The 25,125-nt window shown below is 37.3% G+C and carries 26 protein-coding genes; 9 read left to right on the top strand and 17 right to left on the bottom strand.

Annotated features, from left to right (window positions below):
• Positions 1-19: 19 nt before the first annotated feature.
• The gene (locus QF044_RS12120) at positions 20-574 is read right to left on the bottom strand and encodes a phosphoribosyltransferase (RefSeq protein WP_307267508.1); all 555 of its coding nucleotides are present in this window, start codon (positions 572-574) and stop codon (positions 20-22) included.
• 358 nt (positions 575-932) lie between these two features.
• On the opposite strand from QF044_RS12120, the gene QF044_RS12115 reads away from it, so the two are divergent.
• Positions 933-2,522: an ABC-F family ATP-binding cassette domain-containing protein gene (locus tag QF044_RS12115; RefSeq protein ID WP_307267505.1), complete on the top strand. Its 1,590-nt coding sequence runs from the start codon at positions 933-935 to the stop codon at positions 2,520-2,522.
• A gap of 237 nt (positions 2,523-2,759) precedes the next feature.
• Here the strand turns inward: QF044_RS12115 and QF044_RS12110 are convergent, their stop codons facing one another.
• From QF044_RS12110 to QF044_RS12100, 3 genes are all read right to left on the bottom strand, one after another.
• Complete coding sequence (locus tag QF044_RS12110) at positions 2,760-3,695, bottom strand: alpha/beta fold hydrolase (protein ID WP_307267502.1); 936 nt, start codon at positions 3,693-3,695, stop codon at positions 2,760-2,762.
• A 96-nt stretch (positions 3,696-3,791) separates the two neighbouring features.
• A complete protein-coding gene (locus QF044_RS12105; RefSeq protein WP_307267499.1) occupies positions 3,792-4,091 on the bottom strand; it encodes a type II toxin-antitoxin system RelE/ParE family toxin in 300 nt (99 codons plus the stop codon).
• Positions 4,088-4,339, bottom strand: coding sequence for a type II toxin-antitoxin system ParD family antitoxin (locus tag QF044_RS12100; RefSeq protein WP_307267497.1), 252 nt, complete (start codon positions 4,337-4,339; stop codon positions 4,088-4,090). Before QF044_RS12100 ends, QF044_RS12105 begins: the two co-directional genes overlap by 4 nt.
• A 270-nt stretch (positions 4,340-4,609) precedes the next feature.
• Between QF044_RS12100 and QF044_RS12095 the strand changes: the two genes are divergently transcribed.
• Complete coding sequence (locus QF044_RS12095) at positions 4,610-5,896, top strand: adenylosuccinate synthase (RefSeq protein ID WP_307267494.1); 1,287 nt, start codon at positions 4,610-4,612, stop codon at positions 5,894-5,896.
• A gap of 65 nt (positions 5,897-5,961) precedes the next feature.
• Here QF044_RS12095 and QF044_RS12090 read toward each other — a convergent pair whose 3' ends face one another.
• Complete coding sequence (locus tag QF044_RS12090) at positions 5,962-7,044, bottom strand: endonuclease/exonuclease/phosphatase family protein (RefSeq protein WP_307267492.1); 1,083 nt, start codon at positions 7,042-7,044, stop codon at positions 5,962-5,964.
• A gap of 131 nt (positions 7,045-7,175) precedes the next feature.
• Here QF044_RS12090 and QF044_RS12085 point away from each other — a divergent pair, with 131 nt between their 5' ends.
• Both QF044_RS12085 and QF044_RS12080 read left to right on the top strand, forming a co-directional pair.
• Complete coding sequence (locus QF044_RS12085; RefSeq protein ID WP_307267489.1) at positions 7,176-7,616, top strand: nuclear transport factor 2 family protein; 441 nt, start codon at positions 7,176-7,178, stop codon at positions 7,614-7,616.
• 46 nt (positions 7,617-7,662) lie between these two features.
• Entirely contained in the window at positions 7,663-8,040 is a 378-nt protein-coding gene (locus QF044_RS12080; RefSeq protein WP_307267486.1) for a VOC family protein, read from the top strand.
• A gap of 4 nt (positions 8,041-8,044) precedes the next feature.
• On the opposite strand, the gene QF044_RS12075 is transcribed toward QF044_RS12080, so the two are convergent.
• Both QF044_RS12075 and QF044_RS12070 read right to left on the bottom strand, forming a co-directional pair.
• Positions 8,045-8,428: a DUF1634 domain-containing protein gene (locus QF044_RS12075; RefSeq protein ID WP_307267483.1), complete on the bottom strand. Its 384-nt coding sequence runs from the start codon at positions 8,426-8,428 to the stop codon at positions 8,045-8,047.
• A complete protein-coding gene (locus QF044_RS12070) occupies positions 8,428-9,258 on the bottom strand; it encodes a sulfite exporter TauE/SafE family protein (protein WP_307267481.1) in 831 nt (276 codons plus the stop codon). The genes QF044_RS12075 and QF044_RS12070 overlap by 1 nt, the downstream gene beginning before the upstream one ends.
• Before the next feature lie 85 nt (positions 9,259-9,343).
• Here QF044_RS12070 and QF044_RS12065 point away from each other — a divergent pair, with 85 nt between their 5' ends.
• Together QF044_RS12065 and QF044_RS12060 are read left to right on the top strand one after the other, a co-directional pair.
• Positions 9,344-9,895 (top strand): DUF1543 domain-containing protein, encoded by a 552-nt coding sequence (locus QF044_RS12065; protein ID WP_307267479.1) that lies wholly within the window; start codon positions 9,344-9,346, stop codon positions 9,893-9,895.
• A gap of 39 nt (positions 9,896-9,934) precedes the next feature.
• Positions 9,935-11,056 carry a 5-(carboxyamino)imidazole ribonucleotide synthase gene (locus QF044_RS12060; RefSeq protein ID WP_307267476.1) on the top strand — a complete coding sequence of 374 codons (1,122 nt, stop codon included), beginning with the start codon at positions 9,935-9,937 and terminating at the stop codon, positions 11,054-11,056.
• 163 nt (positions 11,057-11,219) lie between these two features.
• Here the strand turns inward: QF044_RS12060 and QF044_RS12055 are convergent, their stop codons facing one another.
• The 6 genes from QF044_RS12055 to QF044_RS12030 all read right to left on the bottom strand — a co-directional run bounded on the left by QF044_RS12055 (position 11,220) and on the right by QF044_RS12030 (position 16,755).
• Positions 11,220-11,852 (bottom strand): hypothetical protein, encoded by a 633-nt coding sequence (locus QF044_RS12055; protein WP_307267473.1) that lies wholly within the window; start codon positions 11,850-11,852, stop codon positions 11,220-11,222.
• Between the two features lie 23 nt (positions 11,853-11,875).
• The gene (locus QF044_RS12050) at positions 11,876-12,589 is read right to left on the bottom strand and encodes a hypothetical protein (RefSeq protein WP_307267470.1); all 714 of its coding nucleotides are present in this window, start codon (positions 12,587-12,589) and stop codon (positions 11,876-11,878) included.
• A 25-nt stretch (positions 12,590-12,614) separates the two neighbouring features.
• The gene (locus tag QF044_RS12045) at positions 12,615-14,738 is read right to left on the bottom strand and encodes a cation:proton antiporter (protein ID WP_307267468.1); all 2,124 of its coding nucleotides are present in this window, start codon (positions 14,736-14,738) and stop codon (positions 12,615-12,617) included.
• Between the two features lie 8 nt (positions 14,739-14,746).
• Positions 14,747-15,313 carry a hypothetical protein gene (locus tag QF044_RS12040; RefSeq protein ID WP_307267466.1) on the bottom strand — a complete coding sequence of 189 codons (567 nt, stop codon included), beginning with the start codon at positions 15,311-15,313 and terminating at the stop codon, positions 14,747-14,749.
• A gap of 247 nt (positions 15,314-15,560) precedes the next feature.
• Positions 15,561-16,466 (bottom strand): DMT family transporter, encoded by a 906-nt coding sequence (locus QF044_RS12035; protein WP_307267463.1) that lies wholly within the window; start codon positions 16,464-16,466, stop codon positions 15,561-15,563.
• 148 nt (positions 16,467-16,614) lie between these two features.
• Entirely contained in the window at positions 16,615-16,755 is a 141-nt protein-coding gene (locus QF044_RS12030) for a hypothetical protein (RefSeq protein ID WP_300691325.1), read from the bottom strand.
• A gap of 177 nt (positions 16,756-16,932) precedes the next feature.
• On the opposite strand from QF044_RS12030, the gene purE reads away from it, so the two are divergent.
• A complete protein-coding gene (gene purE, locus QF044_RS12025; protein ID WP_307267458.1) occupies positions 16,933-17,436 on the top strand; it encodes a 5-(carboxyamino)imidazole ribonucleotide mutase in 504 nt (167 codons plus the stop codon).
• A 132-nt stretch (positions 17,437-17,568) separates the two neighbouring features.
• Here the strand turns inward: purE and yiaA are convergent, their stop codons facing one another.
• Positions 17,569-17,961, bottom strand: coding sequence for an inner membrane protein YiaA (yiaA, locus tag QF044_RS12020; RefSeq protein WP_307267455.1), 393 nt, complete (start codon positions 17,959-17,961; stop codon positions 17,569-17,571).
• 490 nt (positions 17,962-18,451) lie between these two features.
• On the bottom strand, positions 18,452-19,765 hold the full coding sequence (gene ahcY, locus QF044_RS12015; protein WP_307267452.1) for an adenosylhomocysteinase: 1,314 nt from the start codon (positions 19,763-19,765) through the stop codon (positions 18,452-18,454).
• Positions 19,766-19,930: 165 nt separating this feature from the next.
• Between ahcY and QF044_RS12010 the strand changes: the two genes are divergently transcribed.
• On the top strand, positions 19,931-20,461 hold the full coding sequence (locus tag QF044_RS12010) for a HugZ family protein (RefSeq protein WP_307267449.1): 531 nt from the start codon (positions 19,931-19,933) through the stop codon (positions 20,459-20,461).
• A gap of 201 nt (positions 20,462-20,662) precedes the next feature.
• A complete protein-coding gene (locus tag QF044_RS12005; protein ID WP_307267447.1) occupies positions 20,663-21,277 on the top strand; it encodes a 4'-phosphopantetheinyl transferase family protein in 615 nt (204 codons plus the stop codon).
• Here QF044_RS12005 and QF044_RS12000 read toward each other — a convergent pair.
• The gene (locus QF044_RS12000; protein ID WP_307267444.1) at positions 21,258-23,522 is read right to left on the bottom strand and encodes an FUSC family membrane protein; all 2,265 of its coding nucleotides are present in this window, start codon (positions 23,520-23,522) and stop codon (positions 21,258-21,260) included. The genes QF044_RS12005 and QF044_RS12000 overlap by 20 nt on opposite strands.
• A gap of 321 nt (positions 23,523-23,843) precedes the next feature.
• Positions 23,844-25,072 (bottom strand): IS3 family transposase gene (locus tag QF044_RS11995; protein ID WP_307265575.1). Its coding sequence is split into 2 segments (ribosomal slippage): positions 23,844-24,706 and positions 24,706-25,072, totalling 1,230 coding nucleotides; the frame shifts between segments, so codons are not numbered across the junction.
• Positions 25,073-25,125 lie beyond the last annotated feature (53 nt).

The raw sequence follows: 25,125 nt of genomic DNA, 5'->3' as shown, positions 1-25,125 counted from the left end.
CCAAAAGCTAGTAGCAGTATTAGTGGTTGATCTGTCCCTCTTCCAACTGATAAAGATTGGCAAGGTTTCTTCCTATTTCATCATAATCAAGTCCATAACCAAGGACAAACTTATTCGGAATCTCTTTTCCGATATAGTCCAGCTTGAAATCTTTTTTGTAAACATCAGGCTTTAATAAGAATGAAGCCAGTTTTACAGATTTCGGACGCTGGGTTTCTGTGAAATATTTGAATAGACTTTCAACTGTATTCCCTGTATCCACGATGTCTTCCACAAGAATGATGTGACGGTCTTTTACGTCTTTAGTCAGTTCCATTTTCTGGTAAACAATCCCTGTAGATTCAGTTCCTGCATAAGAACTCATTTGGATGAAAGCAATTTCGCACTCACCCGGATAGTATTTCAGAAGATCTGAGAAGAACATGATCACTCCGTTCAGAACACCGATGAAAACCGGAACCTCGTCCTTATAGTCTTCATAAATCTTTAAAGCTGTTTCTTTTACAATTTCCTGAATTTCGGCGTCCTTCAGATAAGGAACGAAAGTTTTGTCGTGAACTTTAATGCTTTCCATAAAAAATTTTAGTAGTTTGCAAAGTTACGATTTTTTGATCAGAATCTTTTGCACTTTTCGCCAGGATTTTACAAACGGCCGTTTGAAAAGGATGTACTGGAAATAATATGGCATTAAATTTATAGTTTTAGTGAAGCGCCCAGTTAAATCTTCGATTGGCCAACTCTATAGTCACAGAGTTATTCTGACCAGAAATTTTAAATCCAGAATATATGACTTTCTATTTCTCTATTAATAATTTATTATCTTTGCAGTACTAAAACCAATCATATATACATGTAGGATTCAATTTCTTTCAGATCTAATAAGCAATAACCATTCGGATTATTGAAGTTTAACCTTAATTAGGAAAGAAATTATGCTTTTTCTACAACATATTACTTTTGGGTTTCCAGCAGGAAACCTGCTATTTAATTCTATCAACTTAACGATACCATCTCACGCCAAATCAGCTTTAGTGGGAAACAATGGTACTGGAAAATCCACACTGCTGAAGCTCATTGCCGGGGAAATAAAACCCTTGGAAGGAAATATTACCGTCAAAGGTGATCTATATTATGTTCCCCAGATGTTTGGCAACTTTGATCACTGTACGATTGCAGAATGTCTCAAGGTAGATCAAAAACTGAATGCGCTTCAAAAGATCACCAATGGAGAAGTAAACGAAGAGTATTTTGAAGTTTTAAATGATGACTGGGAGATTGAAGAACGCTGCCAGAATGCTTTACAGTACTGGAAACTTGACAATGTAGACCTTAATCAAAAACTGGAAAGTTTAAGCGGGGGGCAAAAAACAAAAGTTTTTCTGGCTGGAATTCAGATCAATGGGCCTGAAATTATTTTACTGGACGAGCCTACGAATCATCTAGATCTGGAAGGAAGAAACCTTTTATATGATCTTATTGAAAAAACAAATGCAACCGTTGTCATCGTCAGCCACGACAGAAGTCTGCTGAATATTGTAGATACAATATTTGAACTCAGTAACCAGGGAATTTCTACTTACGGCGGAAATTATGATTTCTATTCTGAGCAGAAAGCAATTGAAAATGAAGCTCTCAGCAACGATATTCATTCTAAAGAACGTGCATTGAAAAAGGCAAAGGAAAAAGAGCGGGAAACATTAGAAAGAAAACAAAAACTGGACGCAAGAGGAAAGCAGAAGCAGGAAAAGTCCGGTGTGGCGAGGATTATGATGAACACACTCAGAAATAATGCCGAGAAAAATACATCGAAGCTGAAAGGGATTCATGAAGAAAAAATCAGTGGTATTTCCGGTGATCTTCGGGATCTACGCTCTTCTTTGAAAAATTCAGAGCAGATGAAGGTAAATTTCAATGATTCGAATCTGCATTCAGGAAAGATCCTGATCTCTGCTGAGGAAATTAATTTCAAATACGGAAGTGAAAACCTGTGGGATAAAAATATCAGCCTGGAGATCCTGAGTGGAGAAAGAATTTCACTTAAAGGCTCTAACGGTTCCGGAAAGACAACGCTGATACAACTCTTATTAGGAAATTTAAATCCGTCTGAAGGAAAGATTACGAAAGCAGAATTTAATACGATCTACTTGGATCAGGAATATTCTCTGATCGGTCAGGAAGTGACTGTCTATGATTTTGCCCAGCAGTTCAATGACAGTGCGATGCCGGAATCTGAAGTCAAAACTTTACTGGCCAGATTTCTATTCGGAAAAGAAACGTGGGATAAAAAATGTAGTGTATTAAGCGGAGGAGAACGATTGAGACTGCTTTTGTGCGGACTTTCTATAAGCAATAAAGCTCCTGATATGATTATCCTGGATGAGCCGACGAATAATTTAGATCTGCAGAATGTAGAAATTCTTACCAATTCTATTAGGGATTATCATGGAACTCTGGTCGTGATTTCCCATGATGAAAGTTTTCTTCAAGAAGTTAAAGCGAAGAGGGAGATTGTTTTGGATTAGTATGGTTATTTGATTTTGCTGATTTTATTGCTCACGCAGATTTTGCTGATTACACAGATGTTTGTGTTGTATTTTATTGGATTTAGAAGTGAGGTATGTCCATATTTGTCATTGTGAGGAACGTAGCGACGGAGCAATCTCTTTATTTATGTTAGATTGCTTCACCTGCGGTTCTCAATGACAGATTTCGTGCTCTTGCAACAAAGGAGCAGGTTTTCAGATACGACAGAATGTTTGTTATAAATGCTTTGAGATCCATTGAAATATTTCATTGAAGATCTCTTCTTTAATTTCCTCGTTTAATATTTCGTGGCGCATTTCGGGATAAATTTTGACATTGATATCTTTAAATCCATCCTGTTTTAAATAATCAACGGTCTTCATAACCCCTTTACTAAAATCTCCGATCGGATCATTCTGTCCGCTGACAAATAAGAGGGGGAAGGACTTTGAGATAGGAGCCGCCCAGTTTCTTGCAGTAGCTTTTTTATAAATACTGAATAACGCGTAAAAAGCATTATTGGTAAAAGGAATCCCGCAGATCTCATCTTCAATAAAAGCTTTTCTGTTGGCTGGATTTAGGCTAAGCCAGCTTGTATCACTGAAATCTTTGTCTTTCTTAAAGTGTTTGTTATTAACCGTATTAAAAAGAGTGTTGAGATATGTCGGATAATGAGGTGCTATTTTGTTAGCTAATGAGAGATAACCTTTGATAAAACTAATACCCGCCAAAGGTCCGCCGGTTCCAACAATAACAGCGCCGGTAAATTTGCTGCTTGATCTTTGGAGCAAACACCGGGTAACAAATGATCCCATGGAATGTCCAAGAGCGAAATGAGGAACATCCGGATATTGTTCATGGAGATATTCACTCATGGCTTCAGCATCTGAAATAAGCTTTTCATCCGGTTGATCCAGCTGGAAAAATCCGATGTCTTTTTTGTCCTTTACAGATTTTCCGTGACCCAAATGATCGTAGGTGAGTACAGCGAATCCACGATCTGCGAAATAACCGGCGATTTCAGCATATCTTCCGCTGTGTTCCTGCATGCCGTGGATGATGAGTAGCGTAGCTTTTACGGGAACATCATCAGGAGTGAACAGGGTGTTGAAGAGTTTTGTTTCGCTAGTGGGGGATGGGGGAAAGTAGGATGATTTTTGTGATGATGTCATGGGTGATGGTCTTAGTTATTTCGAAATATAATTTAAGGTACTGAATTGAAGCTCAATTATAAACTATGACAGCTTTTCTTATTCAGAATTAGTGATTTATTTATCTAATCTCGTTGTAATATCCATTTGCTGATGAAGAATTCTGATGATTTCAATTTCTTCATCTTTCAAGTTGATTTTATAGAATATAAAATGAGATTTAACTCTTGAACGAAAATATCCCTTTCTGATTTCACTGTAATCTTTTCCAGATTTTGGATTTACAGATAGGTATTCAATTTCATTCATAAGCAGCTCAAAATAATGGTCTGCCTGTTTTAGTGACCAGTTTTCAAAAGTATAAAGCCAGATTTTTTCTAAATCATTGGTTGCTTCTTTGCTTATTCTGTAATTCATGAATTAGCAGAATGTTTTTTATGAAGATTCTTTAGAAATTCTTTGCGATCAAAATCCTCTGCAAAACCAGACTTTTCACCCTTTTTTAATTCATTAATTAGTTCTGTCTTCTTGGCTTCTTCATATTCAAATAATCTGAGAGCATTTCTTATTACCTCACTTGCGGAGGAATATTTTCCGGATTTTATTTGCTCACTAATAAAATTATCAAAATAATCTCCTAATAATATGGATGTGTTTTTTGCCATTTATTTTAATTTATTTCAAATATACCAATTGTTGGTATTTATTCAAAATAAAATGGTTTATAAAGTGTTAAAATTAGAATGAAAAATTTATCTATCATAACCTATTCAATATTCCAGAGTTTTTTGTAATCAAGCGCATACATTAATGATAAAAATATTTTCTCAAATAATCTTATGATTTCCAACCCTTCCAAAAATAAAATCCTTCCATAATTTGCCCAGCCTATTTTTAAAAAGTAATTTTGCATGAATCTAAAATAAAAGTAAAATATGTCAACTTACGTAGTTGTAGGTCTTCAGTATGGAGATGAAGGTAAAGGAAAAATCACGGATGTTTTATCGGCTAAATCAGATTATGTAGTTCGTTTCCAGGGAGGAGACAACGCTGGTCACACGGTTTATGTAGGTGAAGAGAAATTTGTTTTGCACCTTCTTCCTTCAGGAGTTCTGCAGTGCAAAGGGAAGTGTATCATTGCGAACGGAGTAGTGGTAAACCCAAAATCTTTCATTAGAGAGGTTGGCCAGATCGAGAGCAAAGGCTTGAGAACTGACCACATTTTTATCAGCAGAAGAGCGCATGTGATCATGCCTTACCACATTCTTTTGGATACTTACCGTGAAGAAGAACACGGAGGAACTCAGATAGGAACCACTAAAAAAGGAATCGGGCCTTGCTATGAAGATAAAATTGCAAGAGTCGGGATCAGAATGATCGACCTTTTAAATCCTGAGATTTTAAGAGAGAAAATTGAGAAAAATCTTAAGATTAAAAATTCTCTTTTTGAAAAATATTACGGAAAGCCAACGTTAGACGTTGAAGAAATTTACAACGAATTTTTAGAAATAGGAAAACAACTTCAGGACAGAATCGTAGATACAGAAGTTGAACTGAACGAAGCGATCAGAGACGGTAAGAATGTTTTATTTGAAGGAGCTCAGGCTTTAATGCTTGATATCGACTTCGGAACCTATCCTTATGTGACTTCATCTTCTCCATCTACAGGAGGAGTTTGTACAGGAGCAGGAGTGCCGCCAACATCCCTTCAAAACCTGATTGGTGTTGCCAAAGCATACTGTACAAGAGTAGGAAACGGACCTTTCCCTTCTGAGCTGGATAATGAACTTGGAGAAAGCATCAGACAGATTGGGGGTGAATTCGGAGCAACTACAGGAAGACCAAGAAGAACAGGTTGGTTGGACCTTGTTTCTCTGAAGCATGCCTGTATGATCAACGGAATCAACAACCTTGTGATCACAAAGCTTGATGTTCTTACAGGAATCGAAAACCTGAAGATCGTTACCCATTATAAAACTGAAGACGATAAAATTATCGATTATTTCACTTCTTCAACAGAGAAATTATACAACTACGAGCCAATCTATCAGGATTTACCGGGTTGGAAAGAAGATCTTACCAAAGTAAGAAGCTATGATGAGCTTCCTGACAACGCTCAGAAATATATTGAATTCATCGAGAATTACCTTGGAATCAACGTATACTTGGTTTCTGTAGGTCCTGAAAGAAGTCAGAACATTATCAGAAAAGAATTATTCTAAATTTTTAGAACATAAAAATAAAAAAGAGACTGTCGTTGTGATAGTCTCTTTTTTTATGCTGTAAATTAATCTTCAGTAACTACTGCATCCCTTTCTCCATCCTCTTCTTTTCCTTCCTGAATCATTTCTTCTGCTTCCGCTTTTTCTTCCGAAGTGGCTTCTTCTATTTTCTCTTCCTGTTCATCATTATGATGGTCGATGAAAAATTCACAATACACCGGAAGATGATCCGAGCCAAAATTTTCCAGGGTTTTAAGCTCTTTAATGAAAATGTCTTCACTATGAAACATCAGGTCGATGGGAAATCTCAGCAGACGGTATTTCGCATGAAAGGTAGACACGAAAGAACGCCCGATTCTGGGATCAATCAGATGGCTTGTTTTTCTGAATAATACAGACGATTTTGACCATGCTACATTATTGAAATCTCCCACAACAATTACAGGCTCCTTAATGTCTTTGACCCGTTTTGCTGTACTTAAAAGATCACCGTCCCGTTCTTTAGATGTTTCCTCTTCCGTAGGACTTGGCGGAGGCGGATGCACCCCGAAGAATACAAATGAGAAACCGTCCTTTGTCTTTAAATGAACCTCAATACTCGGGATATCATCAGCCACGAAATAATGGGTCTGTGCACTTTTGATCTCAAGCTGGGAATAAAAATGCATTCCGTAGGTGTTTTCCAGGGTTACTTTATGCTGGAACGGATAATCCTTCTCGAGAACCCTCATAGCCTGTTCCCAATCGCTATTGCTTTCCATTGTCAGAAAGACTTCAGGTTTATGTTTCTCAATAAGACTGATGAAACGGTTATATTCCTTATTAAACTGATAAACATTAGCGGAAACAAAATGAATTTTTTGTGAAGACTGATGCTGCTGTTTATGCTTTTTTACCGGGTAAAGCGGTGTGTATTTTACCAGGGTTACTCCATGATGGATAAACAGTATAGCCAAAAGTCCCTGCGAATAAACAAAACTCTGCTCATCTTTGATCAGGAAGCCAAAAATGAACGTAAAAAAAATAATATAAAAGATCTGGATTTTACCAAATTCAGGAACCCGGAATATCCAATGAGAGTTCTGAATTTTAGGCAGTACCGTAAACAAGACCAACAACGCGGTCAAAAACAAATAAATTCCCCACATAATTTTAAATAAACGGATAAAAATAACCTATTTTCAATTAATTTAAAACAATTCACCTTTTTAAACTTTCTTAATTTTAATGATTCATATTATTTTTCTACTTTTATTCAGTCAGATTAATTGATATCAATATGAATAAACTTATTGCAGCAGCCTTAGTTTTCAGTTCTTTATGCTTTGGACAGGAGAATCAGGAGATAGAAAAACCTATTCGTAATTTATTTTCAGGAATGAAAAATGCTGATCCTGAAATGGTGAAATCTGCTTTTGCAGAAGGGGCAATTCTTCAGACTCTTGCAAAGGACGGAACTGTGAAAAATGAAAACGTACAGGAGTTTATTGCTTCTTTTTCTAAGTTTTCAAAAGACGATCTGGATGAAAGAATTACTATTGAGGCTATTCACACAGATGGCGGGCTTGCCAGTGTTTTTACCCCTTATTCTTTCTTTTTTAAAGGTAAATTCTCCCATTGCGGTGCCAACAGTTTTCAGTTGGTAAAACAGCAGAACGACTGGAAAATTCAGTACATTATTGATACCAGAAGAAAGGAAAACTGTAAAGAGATAAAATAGAAGAAAAGATTCAGTTCCGGGAACAAAAAATTTAAAAAATTCTAAAATGAAGATTCATCACATCGCTATTATATGCTCAGATTATGAGATTTCAAAGAAATTCTATACTGAAGTTTTAGGTTTAAACATCATTCGTGAAGTGTACCGTGAAGAAAGAAAATCCTATAAACTTGATCTGGCTATCGGGGAGCATTACGTAATCGAGCTGTTTTCATTTCCCGATCCTCCGGAAAGACCATCCAGACCAGAATCTTGCGGTTTAAGACATCTTGCATTTTCAGTAGAAGATGTTAAAATCAAAAGGGAAGAGCTTATCGCAAAAGGCCTTATCTGCGAAGACATCCGCATTGATGAATACACTGGAAAAGAGTTTTTCTTTACCCGGGATCCGGATCGGCTTCCGCTGGAATTTTATGAAATGTAAAAAATTAGTGAGCGTATCCTGTAAAAAAACTGATCGCCATAATGACAAGAACAATAGAGGAAATGACTACATAAACGTAGTCTTTTTCTTTTAAATACCCGATCAGGGCAAAAATAATTCTTACCAGAGGAGTAAAGATCAGCAATAAGATTCCCAGCTGGATAATGGCCATTCCTTCTCCTTTGCAGAGAGAATTCCAGAACATACTCCATACCTTTTCGGAAGAAGTACCCATATTCAGGGAAGAATATTTCTTAGGCATTTCAAAACCTTCCAAAAAAAGCTTGATAAAACCGATCAGGGATGTTATCACAGATAAAATAACGCCCAGTCTCAGAAGATTTCCTACCGAGCGGTTCAGATCCACATCTGTAAAATTCTTTCTCATTATCTGAAACTTTTATTGATACCGTTATACATCATATATACTGAAAGGATCGTAATTACAATGGCAAAAAATACTTTTAACTTCTTTGTTTTTGATACCATCAGGGTTTTTGAACCAATAAAGCTTCCTACTACCACACCGATAAGTACCGGAGCTACGATCACTGGAATAATCTCCCCTCTCTGGAAATAAATCAGGGCACTGGCTACTGCTGTTACACCGATCATAAAATTACTTGTCGTTGTAGAAACTTTAAACGGCAGTTTCATCATATTGTCCATTGCCAGAACTTTAAGTGCACCGGAACCTATCCCTAAAAGTCCGGACATGGCACCGGCAAACATCATCATTAAGAATCCCGGAACTGTGTTTCTTGCAGCATAACTTTTTAAAACCCCCTTATCAGGAAAAGTTCCGTACAACTTCAGCTTTTCCTCAAGACTTCCCTTAATGAGTGGTTCCTGATGATCAGGTTTTCCTTTAAGGTTTAGAATAACGGTCAACAGAAGAATACTCGCAAAGATGATCCCGATAGTATTCGGATTAAGCATTCCGGAAACCAAAGCTCCCATAATAGCTCCTGCAGTAGTACCTATTTCCAGGAACATACCGATCCGCATATTGGTAAAACCTTCTTTTACGAAAGCTACCGCAGCACCGGAAGAAGTACCGATCACGGAGATTAAAGAAGCACCGATTGCGTAATGCATAGGAACGCCGAAACCCAGCGTCAATAAAGGAATAATGATAACTCCTCCTCCTAAACCCGTAAGTGAACCTAAAAGACCGGCTGAAATCGCGCCGAGAAAGAGAATGATGATTTCTGACATGGTACAAATATAAAACTATTGCCGAATTCTGCCAAACGTTTAAAAAAGATAAATTTGACGTATTTTTGCAGAAATGAAAAGTGAAATGAAATTATTTTATATCATCCTTGGCGCCACACCCAAAGGAAGGAATATTGAGCAGCATGATGTTTTTTTCGGAATCGCAGAAAACCTTAAAGATCTCGTTCCCGATATAAAGGATTTCTGGAAAGAAGCAGAAGGAAAGATCCATTTGGACTGTTATCAGGAAGTGAAATTTGCGGATGGATATGAACTGAAGATTGTAGAGAAGACAGATCAGCCATCCGAAGAACAGCTGTATTTCCTGAATTTAGGAGGTTACAAAAGAGGGTTTTTTGAAGAATTTCATGAGCAGCATCTCATGGTAGGAAAATCAATGGGGGAGATCATTAAAAGAGCAAAAGCTACGGAATTTTATAAAACGATGGGTTTTGAAGGTGCCGTAAGCCATGTTGATGATAAGCACGGAGTTGATATTGATGATATTTTTAATGTGAATGACATCCTGCCTGAAAAAATGAAAGAAAAATATTCGATCTTACTGACGAAATCTGATGCAGAGGAACAGGAAAACATGATGGGGCTGGGATATTTAAAGATTGATAAGATCCAGTAAAACTTTCATTGAAGAAATCTAACAGAAAAAAAAGTAAGAATGAAAATAGGAATTTTAGGAGGCGGACAGCTGGGAAGAATGCTGATACAGAGCGCACTGAAATATGATGACCAATTTTATACGCTGGATCCGGCTTCTGATGCACCGTGCAACACCATTTCCCATTTTACGCAGGGAAACTTCAATGATTATGAAACCGTTCTGAATTTCGGAAAAGATAAAGAGGTGGTAACCATTGAAATTGAACATGTAAATGCAGATGCGCTGGCTGAGCTTGAAAGACAGGGGGTGAAAGTGGTTCCCAATGCAGCCATCATCAAAACCATCCAACAGAAGATTCTTCAGAAACAATTTTATAAAGTTCACGATATTCCAAGCCCGGAATTTGAAGTAATGGACGGAAGTTCTGATGAAATTAAAATGCCATTACCATTTGTACAAAAAATGAATACGGGAGGCTATGACGGAAAAGGAGTTCAGGTAATTCGTACAGCAGAAGATATGAGAAATCTTTGGATACAGGATTCTGTCATAGAAAAACTGGTAGATATTGACAAAGAACTATCTGTAATTGTAGCCAGAAATGAAAGTGGGGAAACGAATATTTTCCCGGTAACAGAAATGGTTGCTGATCCAAAACTCAATCTTTTGGACTTCAATGTCTGTCCTGTTCTTCTTACTGAAGACGTTCAGCAGCAAATTGACGTAATTACAGAAAAATTCCTGAACGCTGTCAATTCACCAGGTCTTTTTGCCATTGAATTATTCCTTGATAAAGAAGGAAAAGTCTGGGTCAACGAAACTGCTCCAAGACTTCACAACTCCGGCCATCAGAGCCAGGAAGGAAATACGAATTCCCAGTTTGAACAGATGTACCGTGTGGTGAAAAACCTGCCATTGGCTGATACAGACGCTATAACCTACAGCGGAATGCTGAATCTTGTAGGCGCAGAAGGCTTTGCAGGAAAGGTAATCTATGAAGGAATGGAAGATGTTCTAAAGCTCCCGGAAACTTACATTCACCTGTACGGAAAAACGGAAACCAAACCCGGAAGAAAAATGGGCCACATTAATGTACTGGCTGATTCCAGAGAAGAATTAATGGAAAAGCTGATACAAGTGAAAGGAATGGTGAAAGTGATTGCCGAAAAAAAGATTTAAGATATAAAAGAGCTGTAATGAGGATTGCAGCTCTTTTTTATGATTAGATTCTTCCGAAAATCAATATTACATAGGAGTATCCTGAAAAGGAAGACTATTATCCTTGTCAAGGTTTTAAACCTTAACAAGGATTTTTTCACTGATAGGGCTATTTAAAGCCGTTCTACTTAATATCCTTTTCTTCCACCTTTTCAAAAGCCTTCTTTTCTTCATTCCAGACAAAGGCATGGTAATAAACGCTTTCATTATCAGGTGATTCTTTACAGATACTGGCTATAAAAAGTCTGCTATCCAGGTTAAAGATTGCCCGGTCTTCTGCGAACATACAGGAAGTTTCCTCTCCAAGAGGGAGACTGTAAATTTTTCCGTCGCGTACATCCATCATTAATCCCATAATGCAGCTTGCTCCACAACCGAAAATCACAGTGATGTAGTAGCTGGCAAAATCCGGTGTTCCCGATGCATACGCTTCGTTAATTCTCGTTCTGAAATTGTAAGCACCTTCATCGCTGGAGAAATCCAGTTTTGCTTTTGTCATGAATTTATAATTTTTTGAAGGAAATTTATTGAAAGCAAAATCGTAGGTAGCGGGTGTTGTTTCCGTTTGTTCTTCAGATTTGATATTTTCAGGTTCCTTTAAAACGGCTGTATCTGCCCTGATTTGCTCAGGAGGTGCTACAATTACGGTGTCTGCTGCAGAAGACTGCGAAACTTCATTTTTGAAGGGTTCCTTTTTTTTCTTGCATGAGAATAAAGTAAAAGCCATCAGAAGTATTAGTAGTAGATTGATTTTCATGTATGTTTTTTAACTGTACTCTGTCAGAAAGGGATGATCAGTGTTTTTCCTTTATATATTCCTTTTTCAATTTTAAAAAGAACGGCATATCCTCCGGCTCCGTCAGAATTGACCATATTGATGTATAATGTTTCCTCTTCAGAATCAAAATAACAGCTGGCCGATTCATTATTGATATTGAACAGATTTTCAATTTCTTTTGGGGGAATTTGAACTGTTTTTCCATTAATTTTTACAGAGATAAATTTATAGTGAGTCTGTGGAACAGTTCCGTCCGTACCCCAAATATGTTGTCCTTTAAACTTATCTTCCACTTTATGGCTATTGTAATCGGTGGTAGAAAAATATCTTTTATTTTCCTTATAATTAAATGGCTCAGATTCAATATCTACCCGGATATTTTTTGAATTAAAAACAATCTTGTTTTCACTGACGGAAGTTGACGGAATTGATTCATAAGATTCTATATATTTAACCCTTGAACTGTGAATATACCCTGAAATATCTTTTCCATTTTTATCAGTGTAATCAGCATTAAGCCAGTTTTTATTTCCATCATCAGCATCAAAAATATAGACCATCTCGTCCGAACTGATCTTTCCGACAACCGTGCTTTTCGCATCAGCATTTTTTCTCATATTCACGAAACCGTCTTTGTCAACGATCTTGGCAAATTGGGCAAAAGACCATTGCAAGCTTAAAATGGCAGCCAGCAGTATTATTTTATTTGTTTTCAATATAATTACAGATTCTCGTATTAATTTATTTAAAAATCTTCTGGATCACATTTCCAATCTCCACAAAATCACCATGGTTGCCTACAGAACGTATTTCCGGGCTATTTTCATCAAATTCAGAGAACGGAAAGATCAGCAGGTAATTATTATCTTTTAAATATCGGTTTAGTAATTCAGGAATAAGTCGCATCCTTGGAATGTAAGACTGCATACCACGTTTGGCCATAAATATGATCAACGCTTCATCTTCCTTCAGCTTTGCAGCGGTCTTTTCACCATCCTGCCAGGTGCTCATGATGATGAATTCGGCTTCAATATTAGCTTTTTTAATGATCTTTTGAAGAATGTCTAAAATATTTTCCGGAGCATAGAAAACGACTGTGGCACCGGAATTTCTGGCGATATTCCATACCCTTAGAAGAGAATGAAAGAATCCTGCTTCTTTATGAGCATTTTCAGGGATCATCACCGCATATTTTTTAATAGTTGAAAGAGGTTGCGCTGCATGATAAACCAATACATTCACATCATCATTCTGAAGATACCCGTTGTACAGATTATACACAAAAGAAGGGGAGAAGCCTTTCTCGTCTTCCAGTCCGATGATCAGATCTGTGATTTTCTGTTCTTTGATGACATTTTTAACGCCGTTGATGACATCATTGTCATATCTTTTCATCGTCTGCATCTTGACATCAGCAGCGGCAGCAGCATCAGCAGCCTGATGAAGAAGTTTCTCCGCATTTTTTACAGAAGATTCATTTTTATCTTCATTGATCACATTAAGGGCAAACAAGTCTTCTGTATTTGAATGGGCTTTGATCAGAATTCCCAGATTTACCATTCTTTCTACTGTTTCCTCATGGTTAATCGCCAAAAGGATATTTTCTTCTTCATGGCTGTTGCCGGAAACTGTGTCTTCATTGTCGCTTTCCGCAATCTTTTGGGCACTTGCCATTGAAATAAATGAGGAGATGGTACAGGAAATCAGGATCAGAAGGATACTTCCATTCAGGACATGTTCATTTAGCAATCTTACCGGCTCACCCGTCTCTGTTTCGGAAAGGATAATATTGTATCCTACCATCACAGAAGCTAATGTGGCAGCCGCTGAGGCAGAACTCAGCCCGAAAATAAGTTTCCCTTCCTCTTTGGAGAGTTTGAATGTTTTTTGGGTCATCACTGCAGAAATATATTTTCCTCCGATGGATGCCACGAGCATAATTCCGGCCACTTCCAGTGTTTCCCAGCTTTTAAAGAAAACCTTAAAATCGATAAGCATTCCCACACTGATCAGAAAGAACGGGATAAATATGGCATTTCCTACAAATTCTACCCTGTTCATCAATGATGAGGTATGCGGAATGAGTCTGTTTAAAGCCAACCCTGCAAAGAATGCCCCAATAATGGCTTCTACACCTGCTAATTCTGCGAGCATGGCTGCGAGATAGATCATCACAAGGACAAAAATATACTGTGAGATCTTGTCGTCCACTCTTTTAAAGAACCATCGTCCGATAATAGGAAATACAATTAAAACAATAAGGGCAAACAGAATAAAGGAAACGGAAAGTTTAACCCAGAATTCTGTGCCTACATCACCCTGCGACATTCCTACAATAACAGCAAGCACCAAAAGAGCAAGAATATCCGTAATCATGGTACCGCCTACCGTAATATTGACTGCCTTGTTCTTTGCAATTCCCAATTTGCTGATCAGTGGATAGGCAATAAGTGTGTGGGAAGAGAAAAGACTGGCGAAAAGAATGGAGGTAAGCATTGAAAATCCTAAAAGGTAATAACCGCCTAAATATCCAAGGACAAATGGAACGGTAAAAGTATAAATTCCGAATGTAAGACTTTTCCATTTATTCTTTTTAAAGTCGCCCATATCAATCTCCAGGCCTGCCAGGAACATGATATAGAGAAGCCCTGTAGTTCCGGTAACGACAATGCTGCTGTCCCGTGAAAGAATATTAAAACCGTTCGGTCCAATAACAGCCCCGGCAATGATCAGTCCCAGAAGATGCGGAACTTTAATTTTGTTTAATAAAAGGGGAGCGGCAAGGATGATGACCAGTACCAACAGGAATTTTAATACCGGATCTTCTATAGGAAAACTCAGATTATGTATACTCAGTAAAATCATGGGTGCTTTTATTTGGTGGAACGTACTAATTCAACGGAAAACTTGGCTGTACAACCGTTGTCGGCAGTAATGGTCCGTGTGCCTTTCAGCTTGGTATCAGAAATGTCATTAAGCAGAACGTTCATTTCAACTTTTTTCTGTGAAGTGGAATCTGTTCTGAAATTCAGCCTGATCTCATTATTCTCAAATTTCCCGGAATATACTCTCACCAGATTGTTGTTGTTGATAATTTTAGCCGAAAGATGAATGGAATCACTGTCGAATTCCCAGGTATCTGTACGCTGATCGCCCACTACATAATCGCTGCAGTTGGATTCTGTACAGATAACTTTTCCGCTCCATGGTCCTGCAATTTCAGCTGGCCATAAAGCTATTTTAACGGAATCTTTTTTTGAAAAAATACTGTCTCTCATTTTTAAAAGAGATTGGTATTCAGATTCTTTTTTTGCGAATATTTTTTCTTTTTCGAGTAACTGTTTCTCTCTTTCCATGAGGTTTTTCTCTTTTTCCTTATAATCACAGCTGATTAATAGGAAAGAACCTGCAAAAAGTATAAAAAATGTGTTTTTTAGCATATTGTTAATGTTGGTGTAAACAATATAAGAAAAAATAGGGAAATATAAAATCCTTTTCCTTTATTCCGGCTTGATATAAGGTTTTTGATTGAATCTTAAGGTCTATTTCTAAGACTGATATTTAATAGGGCTTGTTGTTGTGTGAATTTTAAACCACCCCGTCAAAAATTCTTTGAATTTTCGCCACCCCCTCAATAGGATGGGAATTTTGATCCAGCAAGTTTTTGTCGTGAAGAAGATTTTAGATTTATCCAGCCCTATGCTTTTTGAACATTTCAGGTTTATAATTAATGATAAAGACCCCACAGATAATAAAAATGGCAGCAAATATAAATTTAAAAGAGATTTTCTCATCCATGATCAGCCAGCCTAAAAATATAGCAATAACAGTATTGATGTAAGCAAGTATGGAAACCTGAACCGGTGAGATTTTGGTTAAAGCATAATGAAAGGCAAAGAATGCAGCTACAGAACCAAAAACAGCCAGATAAACCATTGCAGAGATACTTTTCAGGGTCCAGTTTCCGAAGTTATAGTTTTCTGAAAACAGGAAGGCAAAAATAACCTGTATAATGCCGGCAAACAGGAACTGGTAAAAAAGATTCAACGTGATATTTCCGCTCTGGATATTCAGTTTTTTTGTGAAAATAGTTCCCGAAGCCCATCCTGCAATAGCACAGAAAAGAAAGATCATACCCATTTTGTAGTCAGGGTTGGCCAAGTCCTGCAAGCCGTCCCAGAAAATAAAAAGAATTCCGCTGAAACATAGCAGAACGCCGGCAAGAGCCTTGAAGCTGAATTTCTGCAGACCAATAGCCACGCTTCCCAGAAATACGAGAATAGGGGAGCAGGCACTAATAAGAGAAGCCAGGCTACTGGATACGGTTTCCTCGGCAACGGTGGTCATTCCGTTTGCCACAACCAGCATCAGTGAAGCGAAAATAACCTGATAGCCCAGGTTTTTCCAACCTATCCATTTAAATTCTTTTCTTGAAAGAAGGACCAGCAGCATAATTATTGCCGCCAGAAACTGACGGATCCCGGCTACAAACCATGCCGGAATAGTTTCCACTGCTACCCGGATAGCTAAAAAAGTAGTTCCCCAAACAACTGCAACGGTGAGAACGGCAAAAATAAGTTTATAATCTTTCAATGTGAATTTTAAGTATAACAGACAAATTTACCTGTTATGGAATGAAAAGGACGGGTACAGTTGTTGCTATTTTTAAAGATACAGAAGAACAGAATAAATAATATTGATAAAAGAAGGAGCACATTTTTTAATGTACTCCTTTCATTTCTTAAGGTTGGAATCCTCCGCAGGTATCAAAAGGAACACATGTCCATTTGCCGTTTCTAAAGCAAAGTTGGAATTTGCAGGCCTCCATACCTCCTAAAACTTTTTTTAATTCTTCTTTTTTAAGCTTCTTTAAATTTTTCATTTTGTAAAATTTTTATGTTGTTGGTAAAACAAATATTGTAAAAAAATGACAATAGCGGATTAAAATTAACAGAATTTAACTTCTTGGATTTGATTCTATTCTATAAAATGTTGCTAAGAATTGATGTGTTAAAAAAGGTTATATTTTTTTATCTTTGATGATCTAATAAAATTGAAGATGGTAGGAATTATTATGGGCAGCCAGAGCGATCTGCCGATCATGGAACAAGCTGCAAATTTTTTGAAAAGTCTTGATATTCCATATGAATTGACAGTGGTTTCTGCACACAGAACACCGGAGAGAATGTTTGATTATGCAAAAACGGCAAAGGAAAGAGGTCTTAAAGTGATCATTGCTGGAGCTGGTGGTGCAGCACATCTTCCTGGAATGGTAGCAAGCTGTACAACTTTGCCTGTGATCGGAGTTCCGATTTTATCAAGTAATTCTATCGATGGCTGGGATTCTGTATTGTCTATTCTTCAGATGCCGGGTGGAATTCCAGTTGCAACAGTAGCTTTAAACGGAGCTTTGAATGCAGGGATTTTAGCGGTTAAGATTTTAGGAAGCGCTGATGATGCGGTGGCTGAAAATCTTCAGAAATATCAGGATTCTCTGAAAGATAAGGTGTTGGGAACAGTAGATGACATTAAGGCGCAGCATCCTAATCACTACGACATATAGTATTTAATGTGAATGGTGAATAGTCAATAACGAGTGGTCAATTGGCTGTCTTAAAGTGAATGACTGTTTATTCGGCCGACAAAATGAATAAATAAAAAAAGTAAACCGCTCCAGTATTGGAGCGGTTTTTTATTAATCCTGGATCATATTGTCCCTTGTATTTTTCTGCACGGAGATAGCTCCGAAAAGTGCGAGAAGGAATGCAAATGCATAAAATCCTTTCTCACTCGGAAGAATAGTAGCATTCCAAAGTCCGATTGCAAGAAGTATAATGGAAGAAAGGGTGGCAAACCAGCAGATCCCATAATAGATATCGGTTACCGGAATATTCTCTAATCGGTCCCGGACTGCTTTCTGCAGGGAAACTACGGCAAAAAGACCATATAAAAGAATGGTGAAATAATATCCTTTTTCATTCAGCAGCATTTCAGCTCTGGCCAGACCTACGATAAAACCTATCATTCCTGCTCCCAATGCGACCCAAGATGCAGCTACGAATGCATTTGATACTCTCTGTTTTTTCATGAATTAAATGTTTTGTTTAAGGGGCTAAATATATTCATTTTTTCTATACTTAGTGATATTGGCAGGGAAATATGGGTAAAATACGGAAACACAGAAGAGGCCGGTGCTTTACTAGCCCCGATAGAAGCGGTTACCCCACAGCAGGGGAGGCTTAAGCCTGGTGCGAGGAGTAGAAGCGGATAGCGGGAAACAGCTCCTGAAAACAAAAAAATCTCCTCAATGGAAAGTTTTTAATTTAAATAAGGACTAAAGACTGATATATTCCTACTTATATTTCACGTAATTATCGCCGTTGGCTTCTTTTCCTATCACTTAAACAGGGAGATTAGCACTGTTGTACTTGAGCCTATCAAACTCAGGTAGAAATATTTCTTCATTGTAAATTTCCCCAAAAATAAGGAATACCTGCAGAGTTTAAAAAATATTATGCATAAAAAATCCCACTATATTGAATAATGGGATTGATTATATATAGATTTTTATTTAAATCTTAGTATCTGTAATACTCAGGCTTGAATGGCCCTTTTACATCTACACCAATGTATTCAGCTTGTTCCGGAGAAAGAGTTTCCAGTTCAACGCTTAATTTTTTAAGGTGTAAAGCCGCTACTTTTTCATCTAAATGCTTTGGAAGCATATAAACCTCATTTTTGTAAGCAGCAGAATTAGTCCATAATTCAATCTGAGCCAAAGTCTGGTTAGAGAAAGAGTTAGACATTACGAAACTTGGGTGTCCTGTTGCACAACCTAAGTTTACCAATCTACCTTCTGCAAGGATGATGACTTCTTTACCTTCAATTGTATAGATATCTACCTGAGGCTTCACTTCAGATTTTGTAGCACCGTAGTTTTTGTTTAACCAAGCCATATCGATTTCATTATCGAAGTGACCAATGTTACAAACGACTGCTTTATCTTTCATTTTAAGGAAATGCTCACCTCTTACGATGTTGAAGTTACCTGTCGTAGTAATGATAATATCAGCATTATCTACCACAGTATCTAATCTTTTTACTTCGTAACCATCCATTGCAGCCTGAAGCGCACAGATTGGGTCAATTTCAGTAACTGTAACGATAGAACCAGCTCCTCTGAAAGAAGCAGCAGTACCTTTCCCTACGTCTCCGTATCCGCAAACTACCACTCTTTTTCCGGCAAGCATTAGATCTGTCGCTCTTCTTACAGCATCTACTGCAGATTCCTTACATCCGTATTTGTTGTCGAATTTAGATTTAGTTACCGAATCGTTTACGTTGATTGCTGGCATTACTAAAGTTCCGTTCTTCATTCTTTCGTACAGTCTGTGTACCCCTGTAGTGGTTTCTTCAGAAAGCCCTTTGATATCTTTTGTGAATTCAGGGTATTTATCGAAAACCATATTCGTTAAATCTCCACCATCATCAAGGATCATGTTCAATGGCTTTCTGTCTTCGCCGAAGAATAAAGTCTGCTCAATACACCAGTCAAATTCCTCTTCGTTTAGACCTTTCCAAGCATACACCGGAATTCCAGCAGCAGCAATAGCAGCAGCAGCGTGATCCTGTGTAGAGAAAATATTACAAGAAGACCAAGTAACTTCAGCTCCTAAAGCTACCAAAGTCTCGATAAGCACAGCAGTCTGGATCGTCATGTGAAGACATCCTGCAATTCTTGCTCCTTTAAGTGGCTGAGACGGTCCATACTCTTCACGGATAGACATCAGACCTGGCATTTCTGCTTCAGCAAGGGTAATTTCTTTTCTTCCCCATTCTGCTAGGGATATGTCCTTCACTTTGTAAGGAACGTATTGTGTTGTAGTACTCATATGTAATGAATAATTTTTAAATTCAGTTGATAACGAAATGCAAAATTACAATTAATAATTAAGATAAAAAAACGGGGCAGGATGTTCAGTTTATGAGATTACACAGGATTTAAAATTATTTAGTCTTAATCTAAATAGCTATTTTTGTTCATATAAATTTATACTATGAATCATACAAATACACAGGAAGAAGCCAACAGGAAGGCAAAACCGCTAACTCCAAAAGTAAGGGAGCTGATAGATCGCCACAAAAGTGTGATTCTTGCTTCCGTAGATGCAGAAGGAATTCCCAATTCAAGCTATGCCCCTTTCGTACAGGTAGATAATACGTTATATATCCTGGTTTCTTTTATGGCAAAGCATACCAAAAACCTGGCTGAAGGAAGAAGAACTTCTGTAATGTTCATTGAAGATGAATCTGCTACAAAACAGATCTATGCGCGTGAACGTTTAACTATTGAGGCAGCACCTTCCCAGATTGAAAGAGATTCTGATCTCTGGAATACGGTAGTAACCAAGTTAAAAGAAACACACGGAAAAGTAGTGGATGTGATTGCTGATATGCAGGATTTTATCCTTATTGCTTTAAAGTCGCTGAAAGGTTCATATGTAAACGGTTTCGGATGCGCTTATTTTGTGGATGAAAATCTTGAAATTATTGAGCATAGAAATGATGTGAATCATCAGGCAAAATAATAATTAAGGAAGAGGGAAGAAGGGAGATGGAAGTTAATTATGGTTAAATAAGATATCTGTATTGACTAGATCTTTTCTACTATTGCTAAAAGGAATAGTAGTTTTTAAGACTGAAGTAACTTCCAGCTTCCTGATCCCATCTCCCATTCTCATAATTTCCGTCTTCCACATCTTTTTACTACTTTTATCAAATAAAAAAAGATGCCCCTTTACCGAGATTTTTCAGATGACAATGCCACAATCCTTGTATGGAAATATGATGAAAGCGAAGAACTTGATATCCATGAGCTTCTGGAACCTGAAAATGCTGAAAAGGTAAAAGACTATCATCCTAAAAAGCTGCAGGAAGTACTGATGGTACGAAAGCTTTTAAAAAGTTTAAAACCTCATTCCAAAATATTGTATAAAGAAAGGGAACCCTTCCTTTCACCCAAAGATGCGGAAATTTCTATCACGCACTCGTTTCCCTTTGCTGCCATTGCCATTTCCAAAAACAAAATAGGCATCGATATTGAAAAATTTAATCCTAAAATTCTAAGGGTTATTGATAAGTTTACCTATGAAGATGAAAGGGGATTTATTCCTAAAGATAATGAAGCTGCCTTCTATACGATTATTTGGAGCGTGAAGGAAAGCATGTACAAGATTCATCATTCAAAGCACTGGTCTCTGAAAAAACATTACGAGGTAAAACCTTTTGAGCTGAAACATCTTCACAAGATAAGCTGCAGGGTGTATGACGAACAGATTTCAGACGAGTTCAAAGCAAGAGTCGAATTTTTTGATGATTACTGCTTTACGATTGTGGAAGAGTAGAATCGGATTCGTTTTTATATTTTTCAATTACCTTTCTTTGTTCCTTGGCAACATCATAGATCAGCTCCAGGATATCATGGATATTTTTAAGCTCTGTTAAATGTGAAATTTTATCAGGATCTCTTCTGTCGGTGACATCATTTTCCTCAATCTCTGTTTTCCTTTTGATAAGCATATCTTCAATGGAGGAATCCTCAGGTTCCAGGCGGCTTTCCATTTTCAAGGTTTCTGTGATCTCATTTCCCTGTAGCAAAGAAGCGGTCTGCTGCATTTCAGCTTCTATTTTTCTACTCCAGCTTTCAGCATCTATTTCGGGATACTTTTCATCATTTTTAGAGTATTGTGAAAGCGAAGCGGTATAAGCGGTGATAAGATGTGAAGTAGCCACAAACTGATGCACTACTTCCAGTTTTTTTTGCTGATTTTTAGGCTCAGAGATCATCCGTTGAAAGTTGTCAGAAAGGTTGGCCAGTGAAATGATGGCATTTTTTCTTTTTACCTTATAGTCTTCAATATCAAAATCTCCCTGCAGGAATTTTGAAATGACACTTTGAAAATAGATCAGATTATCTGCTGCTGATTTTTTCATCAGATCAAGGTTCTGAGTATGTTCCCATACCGGCAAGACAATATAGGACACTGCAAATGCAATCGCTCCGGCAATAATGGTATCCAGGATCCTGTCTTTAAATATAACGTTTACATTTCCGGGACTCAGAAAATTAAAACTCATAAAAACATACATGGTCATGAAAAGGACTGCCCAAAAATAGCGGCCTTTCAGAAAGCTGAAGCACATAATCATGCTTAAAAGCAGAATGGTAAATAAAATACCGTTAATATGTACAAAATGCAGGATGATGTAAGCAATAGATGCGCCTGCTATAGTTCCGTAGAGACGCAGTAGATTTCGTTTCTTGGTAATGGAATAGGCCGGTTTCAGGATTGCCGTAATCGTGATCAATATCCAGTACGTATGTCCAAGGCCTAAAAAGTCAAACATAGAAAAAAGATATCCTACCAGCAAGGCTGTAGTGATCCGTATCGCATGTCTGAAATGAGATGAGGAAAGTGAAATATTATTTCTTAAAACTTTAAAATTCAGTTTCTCTTCATTGGGCATGAATTTTTTCAGATCCAGACCTGTGGAAAGACTTTTTGCCAGCTTTACATCTTGGGAAAATACTTTATAGATTTCACTGATCTCTTTTGTGATCTCGTTGATACGCATCAGGATCTGGCGGAGGATCATAAAATTCTCAAAATTATCTGAATTTAGCTGCCTGTTGCGGAGCTCAAAATAATGAGAATTAAGATTTTTAAGTTCGTGTTCAAGATCAAATATAGATTTTGCCCGCGTTCCAATCTGAAGCGATATTCCAATATTGGTAATTTCTTCGGCAAGCAGATTAAGATAATCGTGGATGTTCACCAGGATCATGCTGTCCTCAAAACTTTGCTGGAGCTTCTGATAATCACTTTCAGATGTCATCAGTTTTTCATGAAGATCCATTGAATTCAGGAACATCAGCATCAGCAAACGGCTGGTGGTAGTAGATTCATTTACGATTGTTCTCGTCTTGAAAACGGTTTCTCTGGTTTCTTCCTGAAGGTTTTTGATTCCTATCTGCTTGGCAATAACCTGAGTAGTCAGTTTATTAAAGTCAGGATTTTTCTGGTAATAATTAGCTTTGATCTTTAAAAATTCGGCCAGCTGGATATAATTTTCCCCTATCATCTGGCTGGCCAGTTTATAAGGCTGAATAGTAGTGACCACAAGGAAGATCATCAGAAACCAGATACATCCGGATGCAAATATAAGGAGACTTCTGAAAATATTGTCTCCGGTAAGATGCCCATCGATGAAGATCGCCAAGACAACAAGTGACAGAGATCCTACGGCAGCAAGCCTCTGCCCGTAAACCCCAATCAATGAAAAAAACATTCCGAATACAATGATCTCCAGCAATACCAGAACTTTAAAGTTCATCACAAGGCTGGCAATAAGGGCTACAAAAACAAAACAGAAAATAGCAAATGTAAGTGCATTTCTTCTTCTGATGAAAGGTCCCGGCTGATCACAAAGCGCTACAAAACTGGTTCCAAGAGGGAAGAGGAAGTATTCTCTCAGGATCCCGAAGTGAGCAAGAACCAGACAGGGCAGAACAGTTGCCAGCGTAATTCTGATTGCAGAATACACGTATTGGCTGGTAACGAATTTTTTGAGCTCTGCTGAATAGTTCATGCTACAAAAATAATTATTGAAAACAACAAAAGCCTTATAAATATGAGACTTTTGCAAACTTAAATATTATATTTCTGTAATAAATTGTCAATTGGTAATTTGAATGGAAGTTGTTTGGGGAAATTTAAAGATTGAAGGAATATTTGATGTTGAAATGTGAATGGTGAATTTTGCTTCGCAAGTGAATGGTGAATTTGTAGTGGTTAGGAAGAAAATTCACGGCGAAGCCAATTGACAGCAAAGCTAATTGCCAGTTTAACTGATCGGCTCGCTGTTTCAAGTGAGTCGTCCTAAAATAGATTGACAATAATTAAACAATATTTAACTAAATCCGGAGGAATATTTTTCTTCGGATTTTTTATGCACTTGCTCCGGTGTTTGCATCTTTAGGCTTAAGTGAGGTCTTTTATTGTTATAAAGATAAATACTTTCTTTTATCAATTCATTAAGATCATCTTTATTTTTAGCTTTATTAAATAGAAATTCCTGCTTCAATATTCCATTAATTCTTTCTGCCAATGCATTTTGATAACAATCATATCCATCCGTCATGGAAGGTTGAATTTGATATTGATTAAGTACCTTTTGATAATATCCCGAACAATATTGCAATCCTCTATCCGAATGATGAATAAGAGAATTATGGGTAATTCTGTTCTTCACTGCCATTTTCAATGCTTTTGCAACGTTTTCAGAATTCATATTTGTGCTCACCGAGAACCCCATAATCTTTCTGCTGTAAGCATCCGTCACTAAAGATAAATAGCATACCGATTCCCTTGTTTTCAGATAAGTGATATCGCTTACAAAAACTTGTTCTGGCCGTTCTGCTTTAATATTTTTTAATAAATTAGGATGCTTTCTGAGCCAATGTTTTGAAAAAGTGGTCTTTATATATTTCTTTTTAGGATAAATTAATAAATTTTCTCTTTTTAAATATTGAAATAAAGCATCTCTGCCTATTTTAATATCTTCTTTATCAAAACATTCTTTCAGCAAATAGTAAAGCTTTCGGGTTCCCAGCCTGGGAAGCTCCATTCGTATTGCTTTAACCATTTCCTTGATTCTCAAAAGTTCATCTTCCCGCTTGATATACCGCTTTTGAGTCTGATAAATATTTTGGCGGCTTATCCCAAACAATCTACATATTTTGGAGAGGCTTAATCCCTCTTTTTGGAGTCTGAGGATTGTTGGGATAAATACTTTTTTCTGATCTGAGTGCCATATTGCCCATCTGAAATCTCAATCATTGTATTGAGTACTTTATTTTTCAGCTTTTCATCGGAAAGTTCTTTCTCCAGACGTTTAATTTTCTGGGCCGGGGTTTCTTTGGATCTTGACATGGTATGGATACTTGGTTTTATCCAATCTAAGTTACCATATCTTCTCAACCAGACCAAAACCGTACTTCTTCCCTGAATTCCATAGTGTTTTTGAGCTTGTTTATAAGTAAGTTCGCCTTTTTCTACTTGAGAAACAACGCTCAATTTAAAGCACAATGTATAATCTTTTTGACTGCGCTTTTTTCTAGATAATTCTTCGTCTTCCATAAATAAATCGATTTTAGGTCAACCTATTTTAGGACGGGACAAAGTCACAAAAA

The sequence above is a fragment of the Chryseobacterium sp. W4I1 genome (assembly GCF_030816115.1).
GTDB lineage: Bacteria > Bacteroidota > Bacteroidia > Flavobacteriales > Weeksellaceae > Chryseobacterium.
This window is presented reverse-complemented; position numbering and strand designations above follow the sequence as displayed.

Coding starts and splice junctions, on each gene's coding strand:
- QF044_RS12105 (WP_307267499.1), bottom strand. CDS start 4,091: ATGAATTACAGAATAAGCAAAGAAGCAACCAATGATTTAGAAAAAATC.
- QF044_RS12075 (WP_307267483.1), bottom strand. CDS start 8,428: ATGAGAAAGAATTTTACAGATGTGGATCTGAACCGCTCGGTAGGAAAT.
- QF044_RS12055 (WP_307267473.1), bottom strand. CDS start 11,852: ATGAAAATCAATCTACTACTAATACTTCTGATGGCTTTTACTTTATTC.
- QF044_RS12080 (WP_307267486.1), top strand. CDS start 7,663: ATGAAGATTCATCACATCGCTATTATATGCTCAGATTATGAGATTTCA.
- QF044_RS12085 (WP_307267489.1), top strand. CDS start 7,176: ATGAATAAACTTATTGCAGCAGCCTTAGTTTTCAGTTCTTTATGCTTT.
- QF044_RS12010 (WP_307267449.1), top strand. CDS start 19,931: ATGAATCATACAAATACACAGGAAGAAGCCAACAGGAAGGCAAAACCG.
- QF044_RS12065 (WP_307267479.1), top strand. CDS start 9,344: ATGAAATTATTTTATATCATCCTTGGCGCCACACCCAAAGGAAGGAAT.
- QF044_RS12110 (WP_307267502.1), bottom strand. CDS start 3,695: ATGACATCATCACAAAAATCATCCTACTTTCCCCCATCCCCCACTAGC.
- QF044_RS12095 (WP_307267494.1), top strand. CDS start 4,610: ATGTCAACTTACGTAGTTGTAGGTCTTCAGTATGGAGATGAAGGTAAA.
- ahcY (WP_307267452.1), bottom strand. CDS start 19,765: ATGAGTACTACAACACAATACGTTCCTTACAAAGTGAAGGACATATCC.
- QF044_RS12090 (WP_307267492.1), bottom strand. CDS start 7,044: ATGTGGGGAATTTATTTGTTTTTGACCGCGTTGTTGGTCTTGTTTACG.
- yiaA (WP_307267455.1), bottom strand. CDS start 17,961: ATGAAAAAACAGAGAGTATCAAATGCATTCGTAGCTGCATCTTGGGTC.
- QF044_RS12005 (WP_307267447.1), top strand. CDS start 20,663: ATGCCCCTTTACCGAGATTTTTCAGATGACAATGCCACAATCCTTGTA.
- QF044_RS12000 (WP_307267444.1), bottom strand. CDS start 23,522: ATGAACTATTCAGCAGAGCTCAAAAAATTCGTTACCAGCCAATACGTG.
- QF044_RS12120 (WP_307267508.1), bottom strand. CDS start 574: ATGGAAAGCATTAAAGTTCACGACAAAACTTTCGTTCCTTATCTGAAG.
- QF044_RS12060 (WP_307267476.1), top strand. CDS start 9,935: ATGAAAATAGGAATTTTAGGAGGCGGACAGCTGGGAAGAATGCTGATA.
- QF044_RS12030 (WP_300691325.1), bottom strand. CDS start 16,755: ATGAAAAATTTAAAGAAGCTTAAAAAAGAAGAATTAAAAAAAGTTTTA.
- QF044_RS12040 (WP_307267466.1), bottom strand. CDS start 15,313: ATGCTAAAAAACACATTTTTTATACTTTTTGCAGGTTCTTTCCTATTA.
- QF044_RS12070 (WP_307267481.1), bottom strand. CDS start 9,258: ATGTCAGAAATCATCATTCTCTTTCTCGGCGCGATTTCAGCCGGTCTT.
- QF044_RS12115 (WP_307267505.1), top strand. CDS start 933: ATGCTTTTTCTACAACATATTACTTTTGGGTTTCCAGCAGGAAACCTG.
- QF044_RS12045 (WP_307267468.1), bottom strand. CDS start 14,738: ATGATTTTACTGAGTATACATAATCTGAGTTTTCCTATAGAAGATCCG.
- purE (WP_307267458.1), top strand. CDS start 16,933: ATGGTAGGAATTATTATGGGCAGCCAGAGCGATCTGCCGATCATGGAA.
- QF044_RS12100 (WP_307267497.1), bottom strand. CDS start 4,339: ATGGCAAAAAACACATCCATATTATTAGGAGATTATTTTGATAATTTT.